The 13405-nt window shown below is 71.8% G+C and carries 9 protein-coding genes; 6 read left to right on the top strand and 3 right to left on the bottom strand.

Going from position 1 to position 13405, the window contains the following annotated elements; all coding sequences use genetic code 11:
• Positions 1-21: 21 nt before the first annotated feature.
• Positions 22-519: a hypothetical protein gene (locus tag HZ992_RS12860; protein ID WP_209382251.1), complete on the bottom strand. Its 498-nt coding sequence runs from the start codon at positions 517-519 to the stop codon at positions 22-24.
• Positions 520-760: 241 nt separating this feature from the next.
• Between HZ992_RS12860 and HZ992_RS12855 the strand changes: the two genes are divergently transcribed.
• From HZ992_RS12855 to HZ992_RS12845, 3 genes are all read left to right on the top strand, one after another.
• Complete coding sequence (locus HZ992_RS12855) at positions 761-1312, top strand: NADPH-dependent FMN reductase (RefSeq protein ID WP_209382250.1); 552 nt, start codon at positions 761-763, stop codon at positions 1310-1312.
• A gap of 61 nt (positions 1313-1373) precedes the next feature.
• Complete coding sequence (locus HZ992_RS12850) at positions 1374-1589, top strand: hypothetical protein (protein WP_209382249.1); 216 nt, start codon at positions 1374-1376, stop codon at positions 1587-1589.
• A gap of 62 nt (positions 1590-1651) precedes the next feature.
• Complete coding sequence (locus HZ992_RS12845) at positions 1652-2347, top strand: VIT1/CCC1 transporter family protein (protein WP_209387159.1); 696 nt, start codon at positions 1652-1654, stop codon at positions 2345-2347.
• Between the two features lie 16 nt (positions 2348-2363).
• On the opposite strand, the gene HZ992_RS12840 is transcribed toward HZ992_RS12845, so the two are convergent.
• Positions 2364-3026, bottom strand: a complete 663-nt coding sequence (locus HZ992_RS12840) for a Crp/Fnr family transcriptional regulator (protein WP_209382248.1) — start codon at positions 3024-3026, stop codon at positions 2364-2366.
• A 164-nt stretch (positions 3027-3190) separates the two neighbouring features.
• Here HZ992_RS12840 and HZ992_RS12835 point away from each other — a divergent pair, with 164 nt between their 5' ends.
• The 3 genes from HZ992_RS12835 to HZ992_RS12825 all read left to right on the top strand — a co-directional run bounded on the left by HZ992_RS12835 (position 3191) and on the right by HZ992_RS12825 (position 12521).
• Positions 3191-3742, top strand: a complete 552-nt coding sequence (locus tag HZ992_RS12835; protein WP_209382247.1) for a sterol desaturase family protein — start codon at positions 3191-3193, stop codon at positions 3740-3742.
• Positions 3743-3919: 177 nt separating this feature from the next.
• Positions 3920-4162, top strand: a complete 243-nt coding sequence (locus HZ992_RS12830; RefSeq protein ID WP_209382246.1) for a hypothetical protein — start codon at positions 3920-3922, stop codon at positions 4160-4162.
• Positions 4163-4166: 4 nt separating this feature from the next.
• Positions 4167-12521 (top strand): glycoside hydrolase family 94 protein, encoded by an 8355-nt coding sequence (locus tag HZ992_RS12825; RefSeq protein WP_209382245.1) that lies wholly within the window; start codon positions 4167-4169, stop codon positions 12519-12521.
• On the opposite strand, the gene HZ992_RS12820 is transcribed toward HZ992_RS12825, so the two are convergent.
• Positions 12447-13400 (bottom strand): OmpA family protein, encoded by a 954-nt coding sequence (locus HZ992_RS12820; RefSeq protein WP_209382244.1) that lies wholly within the window; start codon positions 13398-13400, stop codon positions 12447-12449. The two genes, HZ992_RS12825 and HZ992_RS12820, sit on opposite strands and share 75 nt — an antisense overlap.
• Positions 13401-13405 lie beyond the last annotated feature (5 nt).

The following is a 13405-nucleotide window of genomic DNA, read 5'->3' as shown; positions in this document are numbered from 1 at the left end:
GGTCCTCGGGATGGTCGGCGTTCAGCCGTTGGCGATGAAGCGGTCGGCGCAAGCGGCCTGCAGCACGCTGTCGAGATCGGACTCGAGCAGATCCACCGGGCGATGCCCGTGCAGCCATGAGTTGCTCTGCGCGAACCACACGGCCAGCGCCCAGCCGTCGAACACCGACGCCAGCTCCGCCAGCACGCGGCGCGGCCCGGTGCGGATCGACAGATCCTGCAGGTCGAACTGGAACATCGGGATCCAGAACGAGTCGCGCCACTGGAAGGCGAAGATCTCGTGCTGCGCAATGAAGCGCGCCAGGCTGATGAAGTCGCCGCAGCGGTGGTCCTCGAGCAGCCGCGACAGGTCGTCGCCGCGCGCAATGCCACCCGTGGGCCGGAAGGCATGGCGCAGGATGCTGAAGTCGTGCTCCGTCGCCACCGGGCCGATGTCGGGGCGAGGTTCGGCGCTCGCCTTGCCTTGCGGCACGAAGAAGGCAGCGGGGTCGGTCGGCCAAGCGGCTCGCGACAGGTTCATGCGCATCTGGACTCCCTGGCGGCAAAGGGGGTCGGGGCCCGACATCCACGCCGGCCATGACCATGCGCGCAGCGCTGCATTGCGTCTGTGCGGCAACGAACGTTGATGCGCACGCCCGCGCCTGGGCTGCGCCTGCGTGCCGCGGCGGCATGCGTCGTCCAGCGCACAGACGCTGGCCTGGCCGCGACCTACCGTGGCCTGCCGGGTGCGATGGCGCACCTTCCGTTCTTCGAGGACCCCCATGACTTCCTACCGCATCGCGGTGATCGTCGGCAGCCTGCGCCGCGAATCGCTGAACCGCCAGCTCGTCAACGCCGTGATCCGCCTGATGCCGTCGAACTTCTCTGCCACGCAGGTGCCCATCGGCGACCTGCCGCCCTACAACCAGGACGACGACGACAAGCCCGGCGAGGCCGTTCAGCGGCTCAAGCAATCGATCTCGCTGGCCCACGGCCTGCTGTTCGCCACGCCCGAATACAACCGCTCGATCCCCGGCGTGCTGAAGAACGCCATCGACCACGGCTCGCGCCCCTACGGCAAGAGCGCCTGGGCGGGCAAGCCGGCCGGGGTGATCGGCATCTCGGTGGGCGCTCCCGGCAGCTCGATGGCGCAGCAGCACCTGCGCAACGTGCTGGCCTACCTCGACATGCCCACGCTGGGCCAGCCCGAGGTGTTCATGCAGGCCCAGCCCGGCCTGTTCGAGCCTTCCGGTGACGTGCAGGAGAGCAGTCGCGCTTTTCTTCAGAGCTGGACTGACCGCTACGTCGCCTGGGTGACGAAACACGCCGCGTGACCCTGGGGCGCCGGCGCGCCATGCCCTCATGGCCCTTCAAACCAGGAATGGAAACTCCACGATGAACCGCTTGCCAAAACGCCTTCGCGTTCTCACCGTGCTGCTGGCTGCCGCGGGTGCCACGTCCGGCTTCGCCCAGGCCACCGTTGCGCCGCCTGCCGAGCGGCTGACGCGTGCCCAGGTGTGCATGGAGCGTGCCGAGTTCGTCAAGTCGCACCGATGGGACGAGGAAACCGAGACCTGGGCACTCGAGTCACTCGCGATGACCAAGCGTTGATGCAGCGCATGCCCGAGCCCGCCATGCCGGCCGCTCCTGCGGCACACTCGGGCATGACCCTCATGCGCCGCCACCACACCGAACGCCACCGCACCGATCGCATCGGCTGGCTGCGCGCGGCGGTGCTGGGGGCCAACGACGGCATCGTCTCCACCGCGAGCCTCGTGGTCGGCGTGGCCGCGGCAAGTGCGAGCCATGCTTCCATCCTGACCACCGGGGTGGCGGGCTTGGTGGCCGGGGCCATGTCAATGGCGGCGGGCGAATACGTCTCGGTGCATTCGCAAGCCGACACCGAGCGCGCCGACCTGACGCGCGAGCAGGCCGAAATCGATGCCGACCCGGCCGCCGAGCGGCGCGAGCTGGCAGCCATCTACGCGGCGCGCGGCATCGAGCCGGCGCTGGCCGCCCAGGTGGCCGAGCAGATGATGAAGCACGATGCGCTCGGCGCCCATGCGCGCGACGAGCTCGGCATCACCGACGCGCTCAGCGCCCGGCCGATCCAGGCGGCGCTCGCCTCGGCCGCGAGTTTCGGCGTCGGCGCCGCGCTGCCGCTGGCCGTCGTGGCGCTGATGCCCGGGTCTCAGCTGATGGCCGGCGTGGTCGGCACTTCGCTGCTGTTCCTGGCGCTGCTCGGGGCGGTGGCGGCGCGTGTGGGCGGTGCGAAGCCCTGGCTCGGGGCGTTTCGCGTGACCTTCTGGGGTGCGCTGGCCATGGCCATCACGGCCGGCGTGGGCGCCTGGTTCGGCGCCGTCGTCTGACGTTCGCGTCGGCGGCTCAAGCCATCACGGAGTCGTAGCCGCGCAGATCGGCGGCGTAGCAACTGCACGCCGCCGCTTCGAGTCCCGCGCGGTCCAGCACCTTCAGTTCGCCGCGGTGGTATTCGATCAGGCCGCTGGCCTGCAGCGCACCGGCGGCCATCGTCACGCCCACGCGGCGCACGCCGAGCATGTAGGCCAGGAAGTCGTGCGTGACGTGGAAGCTGTCGGCGTGGGCACGATCCTGCGTCATCAGCAGCCAGCGCGCCAGCCGCGGCTCGATCAGGTGGAATCGCAGGCACGCAGCCGACGTGGCGAGCTGCGCCATGATCACGTACAGGTAGCGGTCCAGGCACTGTTTGAGGGCCGGGCTGCGCGCCAGTTCGCGGCGGAAGGGCACCGCGCCGATGCGCCAGGCGGATCCGGCACCCTGCACGACGGCACGCAGCGGCGTGGTGGCGATCCCCAGCGCCATCGGCGCGCCGACCATGCCCTCGCGCCCGACCATGCCGACCTCCAGGCTCGGATGCTTGTCGACCTGTGTCACCAGCGACACGAAGCCGTCGACCGGAAAGTAGACATGGCTCACGACCGTGTCACGTTCATACAGCACTTCGGCGAGCACGAGCTCCACGGGTTCGCCGACGGCCATCAGCCGTTCGCAATCCTTGCGTGGGAGCATTTCGATCAGGTGGTTCTGTGCATCGGCCAATGTGAGTGCTCCGTGGTCATGCCGATCGCTGCGGCACTCCCGTCGATCGGTGTGCGCAGTCTGTTCCCGAAGCGCGTGCTGCACCGTCTCCCAGCGCACAGACCGGGCGCTGATCCGGCCCTAGCGTCGATTGCATGGGAATACTGTCGATCGAACACGGCAAGGCGGCCTATGGCGCCGACTTTGCCCTCTACGGCGCGGCGGTGGTCGCGCTGACCGGCGTGCTGCTGGCTGGTGTGCCGCGCGATCATGGCCTGGTGATCGTCGCGTGCGTGCTGATGGGCGCCTGGGGCTGGAGCGGCTTCGAGTACCTGCTGCACCGCTTCCTGCTGCATGGCGTGGCGCCGTTCAGCCGCTGGCATGCAGCACACCACGAGCGGCCGAGGGCGATGATCTGCGCGCCGACGATCCTGAGCGCGTCGCTGATCGTCGTCTTCGTGTTCCTGCCGGCGCTGCTGCTGGCCGACCTGTGGATCGCCTGCGCGCTGACGCTCGGCCTGCTGGCCGGCTACTTCGCCTACGGCGTGACGCACCACGCGACGCACCACTGGCGCGCCGGGAGTGCGTGGTTGCGCGAGCGCAAGCGCTGGCACGCGATGCACCACCACGCCGGCACGCACTGCTGCTATGGCGTCACCACTTCGTTCTGGGATCGCGTGTTCGGCACGGTGCCCGGGAAGGGCTAGGTTCGACAACGCACAGACAGCGAACACGCGGCCAGCTACAAGGGGAATCACACCGAAGTCCACGAGAGCCCCGAGAGAGCCACCAACCATGATCGCGCGCCAGATTCGACATTGCGGGAACGCATCGCTCCTCGACACGGTCCAGGCCCACACCCACGCCCACGACAAGGCTGCCTCATGACCGCAACTGGCCCCGCCGGGCCGAACTGGAGCACGGCGTCTTTCGGCGATGCCGTCGACACCTCTCCCATGGAGTTGTCGGCGCTCGGCGAGCACCTGCACCTGTGCCGCTCGCTGTCCGGTCGCCTGTTCGTGCTGCGCTGCGGCGCAGAAGCCGTGCAGGGCTTTGTCGCGGCGCGCTTCGTGACCACGGTGGTGGTGCTGACCCTGGTGATCGGCGTCGGCTCCCTGGCCTGGTAGGGCGATGGTGTCTTCCGCGCTGGCGCGGCTGGTCCCCGAGGCGTCGGCGGCGCTGTGCGCCATCCTCGATGCCTCGCGCGGGCCGGTGCCGCCACCGATCCGCTCCGAGATCTTCGGCCAGCAGCGTTTCGCGCAGCATGGCCTGAGCCTGGGCGACACGCACCGCGTGTCGCGCTCGCGCCTGCGCATGCCGACCTTCTACCCGCGCCTGCGCAGCAATATCGTCGCGCTGCGCGAGGCGCACCGCTACATCGGCGTGCAGGCCGCCACCGGCTACGACGTCAGCCCGGCAGCCGAATGGCTGCTCGACAACTTCCACCTCATCGAGGCCCAGCTCACGCAGATCCGCGAAGGCCTGCCGCGGCGCTACTTCCGCGAGCTGCCGGTGCTCGTCGATCCGCCGCTGGCCGGCCTGCCGCGCGTGTACGGCGTGGCCTGGGCCTTCGTGGCCCACACCGACGGCGCCTTCGACGAGGACCTGCTGGCCGCCTTCCTCGGCGCGTACCAGGAAACGCGCGAGCTGCGCCTGAGCGAGATGTGGGCGCTGCCCACGACGCTGCGCGTGGTGCTGATCGAGAACCTGCGGCGACTGGCCGAGCGCGTGGCCACCAACAAGGCCGCGCGCGAGGTCGCCAACCTGGTGTGCGACCGCATCGGCGCGCACGGCGTGCCGGCGCTCGATGCACTGCTCGCGCTGCTCGAGCGGCGGGGTGTCGGCCGCGTCTTCCTCGGGCAGATGGCGCAACGCCTGCAGGACCTGCAGCCCGGCGCCGGGGCCGGCCTGCAGGCTGCCCACCACGAGTGGCTGCGCCTGGCACTGCCCGACCTGGCGGCGTTGCAGGCGCAGCAGAGCGCCGACCAGGCGGCGGACAACCTCAGCGTCAGCAACGCCGTGACTTCGCTGCGCGACATCGGCGACGCCGACTGGCCCGACATCGTGGCGCGCACCAGCCTCCTGATGCGGCTGATGCTCACCTCGCCGGTGTTCGAGGCCGAGCACGTGGCCACGCGCGACCAGACGCTGCATGGCATCGAGCGGCTGTCGCGCCGCAGCGGATGCCGGGAGCGCGTGGTGGCCCAGCGCCTGCTCGACCTGATGCATTCGGCCCCCGCCGGCGACGCGCTGGCCGGCGTGCCCAGCCACTGGCTGCTCGGCGCCGGGCGGCCGGCGCTGCTGCATGCGCTCGGTCTGCACGAGCGCGCCGCCAGCGCATGGCGCGGCGTGGTCGCGCGGCTGTCCCTGCCGGTCTACCTGGTGGCGCTGCTGCTGGGCACGCTGGGCGTCACGGCCTGGCTGCTGATGCGCCAGCACACCGCGCTGGAGTGGGCGGCCCTGCCGGCCGCGCTGCTGATGCTGTTCCCGGCCTCGGAGGCGGTGGTCGCGGTGATCAACCGCCTCATCAGCGAGTCGGCACGCCCGCGCCCGCTGCCGCGCCTGTCGTTCGGAACCGGCATCCCGGCGGAGCACCGCGTGCTCGTCGTCGTGCCGGCCATGCTCACGGATGCGCAGGGGGTCGAGGCGTTGGTGCACCGGCTGGAGCTGCACCACCTGGCCAACCCGGAGCGCGAGGCGCAGTTCGCGCTGCTCAGCGACTGGGCCGACGCCGACACGGCGCAGCGCGACAGCGACGCACCGCTGCTCGCCCAGGCGGTGGCGGGCATCGAGGCGCTGAACCGGCGCCACCCGGGCGACCCGCGCGATGCCGGCGCGGCACCGCGCTTCATCGTGCTGCACCGCGAGCGCGAATTCAGCGAGACCGAGCAGCGCTGGATCGGCTGGGAGCGCAAGCGCGGCAAGCTCGAGCAGCTGGTGGCGGCGCTGGCCGATGAACCTTCGGGCGGCTTCATCGACTGCGGCGAGTCCTCGCGCCTGGCGGCCGGCGCGCGCTACCTCGTCACGCTCGACAGCGACACGCAGCTGCCGCCGGGTCGGCTGCGCGAGCTGGTCGGCGTGGCCGCGCACCCGCACAACCAGCCGCGCCTGTCGGCCGACGGCCTGCAGGTCGTGGGCGGCTACGGCATCCTGCAGCCGCGCATCGTCACGCCGCTGCCGGCGGCGCGCGACTTCACGCGTTTCCACTGGCTGTTCGCCGGGCAGTGCGGCATCGACCCCTACAGCGCTGCCACCTCCGAGGTCTACCAGGACCTGTTCGGCGAAGGCAGTTTCACCGGCAAGGGCCTGCTCAATGTGCGCGCGATGCATGCCGTGCTGGCTCAGCGCCTGCCCGACGGCCAGGTGCTCAGCCACGACTTGCTCGAAGGCTCGCTGGCGCGCTGCGCGGCCGTCACCGACATCACGCTGATCGAGGACGCGCCGTTCCATGCCGACGTGGCCGCTTCGCGCGTGCACCGCTGGACGCGTGGCGACTGGCAGCTGCTGCCCTTCCTGATGGCACCCGGGCGCTACCGCATGCGCGCCGTCAACCGCTGGAAGATGTTCGACAACCTGCGCCGCTCGCTGGTGGCCCCGATGTCGCTGGCGCTGCTGACGCTGGCGCTGGCCGGCACCGTGGTGTCGCCCTGGGCGGTTCTGGGGCTGTTGCTGGCCGCCTTCGCCGCCGGGCCATTGATGGGCGCGGTGTCGGGCCTGTCGCCGCAGCGCGACGACCTGGCCCGGCTGCACTTCTACCGCCAGGCCTTCGCCGACCTGGCTCGCGCGCTGTGGGGTGGGCTGTGGCACCTCGCGCAGCTGCTGCAGCAGGCGCTGGCGAATGCCGATGCGATCGTGCGCGCGCTCTGGCGCACCGCCGTCAGCCGGCGCCACCTGCTGCAGTGGACCACCGCCGCCACCGCGCAGGCGCAGGCCTCCACGCGCCTTGCCGTGCTGTGGCGCCGCCATGCGGCCGAGCCGCTGCTCGGCGCTGCTTTGCTCGCCGGGCTGCTCGCGTCCGGCTCGCCGCACCCCGCCTTGGCCATCACGCTGTGCCTGATGTGGTCGGCCTCGCCGCTGTGGACCTGGTGGGTGAGCCGGCCACAGCCCGCGCGCGCCGCGGCCGAGCTGCCGGAGGTGACGCGCGAGTACCTCGAAGGCATCGCGCGCGACACCTGGCGCTTTTTCGAGCGCTGCGTCACCGCCGACGAGAGCCACCTGCCGCCCGACAACCTGCAGACGCTGCCGCACGACATGGTGGCGCACCGCACCTCGCCCACCAACATCGGCCTGTACCTGCTCAGCGTGGCCTGCGCGCGCGAGTTCGGCTGGATCGGCACGGCCGAGCTGCTGACGCGCATCGAGGCGACGCTGACCACGCTGGACACGCTGCAGCGCCACCGCGGCCACTTCATGAACTGGTACGACACGCAGACGTGTGCGCCGCTGCTGCCGATGTACGTATCCACGGTGGACAGCGGCAACCTCGGCGGCCACCTGCTCGCCGTCGGCCAGGCCTGCCTGGCGTTGGCGCGCGAGGGCGATCTCGACGACGATGCGCTGCAGCGGCTGCAGGCGATCGCGCAGCGCTGCGCGCAGTTCGCCTGGGGCGCCGACTATGCCTTCCTGTTCGACCACCGGCGTCGCCTGTTCCACATCGGCTACCGCGTCGCCGAGCAGCAGCTCGATGCCGGCTTCTACGACCTGCTGGCCTCGGAGTCGCGCCTGACCAGCCTGCTGGCCATCGCCAAGGGCGACGTGCCGGTGGGCCACTGGGCGGCCCTCGGCCGGCCCTTCTATGCAGTGGGCGCGAGGGCGGGGCTGCGCTCCTGGTCGGGCTCGATGTTCGAGTACCTGATGCCCAGCCTGGTGCTCGATGAACCCGAGGGCAGCGTGCTGCGCGACGCCTGCCTGGCCGCGCTGCGCGAACAGATCGACTTCGCGCACGCGCACCGCGTGCCCTGGGGCATCTCGGAGTCCGCCTACGCGGGGCGCGACCACACGCTGGCCTACCAGTACGCGCCGCAAGGCGTGCCGCGGCTGGCGTTGCGCCGCACGCCCCCCGACGAGCTGGTGATCGCGCCCTATGCCACCGGGCTGGCCGCGCAGGTGGCGCCACGCCGCGCGGCGGCCAACTTCGACCTGCTGCAGACGCTGGGCGCGCGCGAGGCCCTTGGCTTCATCGAGGCGCTCGACTACACGCCTTCGCGGCAGTCGCAGGCCGAGGGCTTCACGCCGGTGTCCACTTTCATGTCGCACCACCAGGGCATGACCATCGTGGCCCTGGCCAACGTGCTGCACGATGGCGTGGTGCGCCGCTGGGGCATGGCCGATTCGCACATCGAGGCGGTGGCACCGCTGCTGCACGAACGTGCGCCGCGCGAGGTGTCGATGCTCTATGCGCCGCTCGCCGGCCCGCCGCCGCAGGCACTGCAGCGGCGCACGCCGGGCCTGCTGCGCGAGGTGCTGCCCGGCGCTGCGGCACTGGAGCCCACGCATGTGCTGTCCAACGGCCGCTACAGCGTCTCGCTGCGCGCCAACGGTGCCGGCTGGAGCCGCTGGGGCAGCGCCGGCATCACGCGCTGGCGCGATGATGCCCTGCGCGACGCGCTGGGCAGCTTCTTCTACCTGCGCTGGGACCAGCAGCCACGCGCCGTGTCGATCACGCAGCACCCGGCGCCCGACCATGCCGCGGTGTACCGCAGCACCTACCACGCCGACCGCGTCTGCTTCGACGCCGCCTGGTCCGAGGTGCAGGCGCACACGACGGTGTGGGTGAGCCCGGAAGACGACATCGAGTTCCGCCAGGTCGAACTGCACAACCTCAGCGACCGCACGCTGGACATCGAGCTGCTGTCTGCCTTCGAGGTGACGCTGGCCGAACCGCGCGCCGACGAGGCCCACCCGGCCTTCTCGAACCTGTTCGTGCGCGCGCAGTGGCGCGATGCCCACCAGGCGCTGGTGTTCGAACGCACGCCGCGGCTGGCCACCGAGCGCGGCATGATGGCGGCGCACTTCATCGCTGCCAGCGACCCGCAGGTGATCAGCGTGCGCGTGCAGGCCGACCGCCAGCGCTGGCTCGGCCGCAACCGTGGGGCGAGCCGGCCGCTGGCCTCGTTCGAGCTGCCGCCCCTGTCGGTCGACGACGCGCCCGTGGCGCTGGACACCGGCCTCGACCCGGTGTGCGCGCTGGCCGTGCGCCTGCGCATCGCGCCGCGGGGCAAGGCGATGCTGACCTTCGCCACCGCGGCGACCGACAACGGCGGCGTGCTCAGCGCGGTGATCGACAAGTACCGCCAGCCCATCCACGTGCAGCGCGCCTCGCTGATGTCGGCCACGCTGGCCGGCATCCGACTGCGTGCGCTGCGCATCGGCGCGGAGAACTTCGCCGCCGTGCAGAGCCTGACGACGGCGCTGGTGCTCACGCTGGCCCGGCCGCAATCGGCCGGCGCTTCGCATGCCGAACCCTGCGACCGCCGTCTGCTGTGGCGCTTCGGCCTCTCGGGCGACCGGCCGATCGTGCTCGTCACCGCCGGCGTCTCGCAGGGCCTGGGCCTGCTGCGCTCGCTGGCGCAGGCGCTGCGCCTGTGGTCCTGGGGCGGTGTCGCCTGCGACCTGGTGGTGGTCAATGCCGAGCCGGCCTCCTACCTGATGGCGCTGCAGCACGACGTCATGGCGCTGCGCGATCGCCACCTGGCCGACAGCGCGGCGCAGGGCGGCGTGTCCAGCACCGGCTTCGTGGTGCTGCAGTCGCACGAGGTGTCCGCGGCCGAACTGGCCACGCTCAAGGGCCTGGCGCGCGTGCGTCTGCGCGCCGACGGCCGGCCCCTGCTGCATCACGTGCAGGAGTGGGTGGAGCGGCACGAGCAGGCCTTCGAGCAGCGCCATGCGGTGTCGACGGTGGCGGTGCTGGTGGCCTCCGGGCCGGCCACGCCGGTGCCCGCGCCGCAGGGCCGCTTTGCGCCGGACACGGCCGAGTTCGGTTTCGACGTGAGCGCGCAGAAGCGTCCGGCGCGGCCGTGGATCAACGTGATCGCCAACGCAGAGTTCGGCACCCAGGTGTCGGAAGCGGGCGGCGGCTACACCTGGGCGCTGAACAGCCGCATGAACCAGCTCACCGCCTGGTCGAACGACGCGGTGGCCGACCCGCCCTCGGAGTGGCTGCTGCTGCAGGACCTGCGCACGCGGCAGACCTGGAGCGCCACGCCCTGCGCCTGGGGCAGCCCGGGTGACGAGCGCGTGAGCTACCGCGTCACGCATGGCCAGGGCCACAGCGTCATCGCGCACCGGCACGGCGATGCCGACGTGACGGCGAGCTGGTGCGTCGACACGATCAGCGCCGTCAAGCAGGTACGGCTGCGCATCGTCAACCGCGGGCAGCGCACGCTGCATCTGCGCCTGGCGGGCATCGTCGAATGGACGATGGGAGCGCAGCGCGGCGATCGCGGCACGGTGCACACCGCGCTGCACCGCCAGCGCCTGCCGGGGCAGAAGCTGACCGCGCTGCTGTGCACCCAGCGCGAGCAGTCCGCCGGCTTCGGCGAGGGCACGGCCTTCTTCGGCCTGACCGATGGTGCCGACGACGGCGAGGACTGGACCTGCGACCGCCGCGAGTGTTTCGATGCGCGCGGCCGCCTGGTGCTGCCCGATCACTTCGGCCAGCAGCAAGGCGGCGGCCTCGACCCCTGCGCGGCCCTGTCGACGGTCGTGCGCGTGCCGGCGGGTGAAGCGTTGGAGCGGGTCTTCCTGCTCGGCTATGCGGCCAGCGCCGATGCGGCCCGTGAACTGGCCACCCGTGCGGCCGGCGTGCCGGCCACGCAGCGGCTGGCGGCCGTGCGCGCGCACTGGGACGGGCTGCTGGAGGCCACCACCGTCTCCACGCCCGACCCGCTGTTCGACGCGATGGTCAACCGCTGGCTGCTCTACCAGGCGGTGTCGTGCCGGATGTGGGCCAAGGCCGGTTTCTACCAGGCGGGCGGTGCGACCGGGTTTCGCGATCAGCTGCAGGACGCGATGGCCCTGGCCTGGGCCGCGCCGCAGATGCTGCGCGAGCAGATCGTGCTCGCGGCTTCGCGGCAGTTCCCCGAAGGCGACGTGCAGCACTGGTGGCATTCGCCCGGCGGTGCCGGCGTGCGCACGCATTTCTCCGACGACCTGCTGTGGCTGGCCCATGCCTGCCTGCACTACGTGCGCGCGACCGGCGACGCGGCTGTGCTCGACGAGCCCGTGCCCTTTCTCGAAGGCGCGCAGATCCCGCCCGGCGTCGAGGACATCTACGACACGCCGGTGGTCGGCGTGCAGGTGGCCTCGGTCTATGAACATGCGGCGCGCGCCATCGACCGCAGCCTGCGCGTGGGCGTGCACGGGCTGCCGCTGATGGGCAGCGGCGACTGGAACGACGGCATGAACCGCGTCGGCCACGAAGGGCGCGGCGAATCGGTCTGGCTGGGCTGGTTCCTGTGCGCGCTGGTCGACGGCTTCGCGCCGCTGGCGCGCAGCCGCGGCGAAGTGCCCCGCGCGCAGCGCTGGGAGGCGGCGGCGCTGGGATGGAAGGCGGCACTGAACGGGCCGGCGTGGGACGGCGCCTGGTACAAGCGCGCCTTCTTCGACGACGGCAGCCCGCTCGGCTCGCACGCCAACCAGGAAGGCCGCATCGATCTGATCGCGCAGTCCTGGTCCGTGCTGTCTGGCGCGGCGCCGTGGCCGCGACAGGTCGCGGCGATGGGCGCGGTCGAGCACCAGCTGGTGGACACGGCTGCCGGGCTGGTGCGCCTGCTCGACCCGCCGCTCGTGCACGCCGTGCCGAGCGCCGGCTACATCCAGGCCTACCCGCCGGGTGTGCGCGAGAACGGTGGGCAGTACTCCCACGGTGCGGTGTGGGCACTGATGGCGCAGGCCGAACTGGCCACGCGCTTCGGCTCAGCCGGCAGCGCCCAGGCGGCGTGGCGCTACTTCACTTTCCTGAGCCCGGCTCACCGGGCGGCGAACTCGGCGCACGGCGCGGCCTACGGCATCGAGCCCTACGTGATGGCGGGCGACGTCTACACGCAGCCGCCCTACACGGGACGCGGGGGCTGGAGCTGGTACACCGGCGCGGCGGCCTGGATGCACCGCGCGGCGGTGGAGTCGATCTTCGGCCTGCGCCTGGGAGCGAATGAACTGTCGTTCCTTCCCTGCCTGCCCGCGCACTGGCCGCGCGCGGAGCTGAGCCTCAGGCGCGACGGGCGCACGATGCGCTTCATCCTGATGCGGGCAACGGCGGAGGTGGCGCTGCAGGACGCCGCACCGTGGGCGGCGCGGCTGCTGCTGCCGGGCCAGTCGCTCGACTGGCCGGCGCTGACGCAGGATCAATGTTTCGTGATCCCGCTGACGGACGAGCGCGGGGCCGCCGGTGGCAGCCCCGCGCCCGACGCCTCAACGCGGCACGATCGCGCCGGACTCGTCGGACAGGACGATCTCGACGCGGCGGTTCATCTGCCGTCCGCCTGAGCTGTCGTTGCCGGCGACGGGGTACGACTCGCCGTAGCCTCGCGTGGCGATGCGGCTGCCACCGACGCCCTGGTCGACCAGGGCGGTGCGCACCGCGTCGGCACGGCGGCCGGAGAGCTCCATGTTGTAGCTCTCGCTGCCGGTGCTGTCGGTGAAGCCCTCGACCAGCGCCTTGCGCTGCGGGTACTGGTTGAGGAAGGCCACCAGCTTCTCGACGTTGCGCATGCCGCCGGCACGCAGCTGCGCGCGGTCGGTTTCGAACAGCACGTCGCCGATGGTGACGACCAGGCCGCGCTCGGTCTGCTTCGCGTTCAGGTCCTTCAGCTGCGCCTCGAGCTGGCGGTTGCGCGCGGCGCTGTCGGCGGCTTGGCGCTGCGCGTTCTGCGTGTCGCGCTGCGCGGCCTGCGCATCGCGCATCGCCGCCTCGGACTGCTGCTGCGAGGCCTGCGCCTGACGCTGCGACGCCTGGGCGTCCTGCTGGGCGGCTTCGGCCTTGCGCCGCGCTGCGTCGGCCTCGTCGGTGCGCGCCTCCAGGCGGACCTGATTGCGCGCCACGTTGGCGTTGGTGACAGCGAGCTCGGAGGCCTTGCGGCTGCCGGTCTCCTGCGCGATGGCCACGCGCTGGCGGGCCAGGTAGGACAGGTGGTTCACCTTGTCGGTGTCGTCGCCGCGTGTCCAGGCGTCGCTGGCGCGGGCCAGCGCATCGCCAGCCAGGCGCATCTCGCCGCTGGCGAGGTCGCGCGCCTTCGGGTTCTCCTGCGCGGCGCGGTAGTCGCGGCGGGCTTCGTCGAGCTGCGCGTTGCCGACGGGCACGCTGCTGCAGGCTGCCAGCGCCGCCAGTGCCACCAGCGTGAGGGGAAGGAATCGGTTCGTGGTCATGGTCG

The organism is Rhizobacter sp. AJA081-3, assembly GCF_017795745.1.
Classification (GTDB): Bacteria; Pseudomonadota; Gammaproteobacteria; order Burkholderiales; family Burkholderiaceae_C; genus Piscinibacter.
This window is presented reverse-complemented; position numbering and strand designations above follow the sequence as displayed.

What these genes read in the sequence shown, in the direction of transcription:
- HZ992_RS12845 (WP_209387159.1), top strand. Translation starts at nt 1,652, where the DNA reads ATGCGCCGCCACCACACCGAACGCCACCGCACCGATCGCATCGGCTGG.
- HZ992_RS12855 (WP_209382250.1), top strand. Translation starts at nt 761, where the DNA reads ATGACTTCCTACCGCATCGCGGTGATCGTCGGCAGCCTGCGCCGCGAA.
- HZ992_RS12860 (WP_209382251.1), bottom strand. Translation starts at nt 519, where the DNA reads ATGAACCTGTCGCGAGCCGCTTGGCCGACCGACCCCGCTGCCTTCTTC.
- HZ992_RS12825 (WP_209382245.1), top strand. Translation starts at nt 4,167, where the DNA reads ATGGTGTCTTCCGCGCTGGCGCGGCTGGTCCCCGAGGCGTCGGCGGCG.
- HZ992_RS12830 (WP_209382246.1), top strand. Translation starts at nt 3,920, where the DNA reads ATGACCGCAACTGGCCCCGCCGGGCCGAACTGGAGCACGGCGTCTTTC.
- HZ992_RS12840 (WP_209382248.1), bottom strand. Translation starts at nt 3,026, where the DNA reads ATGCTCCCACGCAAGGATTGCGAACGGCTGATGGCCGTCGGCGAACCC.
- HZ992_RS12850 (WP_209382249.1), top strand. Translation starts at nt 1,374, where the DNA reads ATGAACCGCTTGCCAAAACGCCTTCGCGTTCTCACCGTGCTGCTGGCT.
- HZ992_RS12820 (WP_209382244.1), bottom strand. Translation starts at nt 13,400, where the DNA reads ATGACCACGAACCGATTCCTTCCCCTCACGCTGGTGGCACTGGCGGCG.
- HZ992_RS12835 (WP_209382247.1), top strand. Translation starts at nt 3,191, where the DNA reads ATGGGAATACTGTCGATCGAACACGGCAAGGCGGCCTATGGCGCCGAC.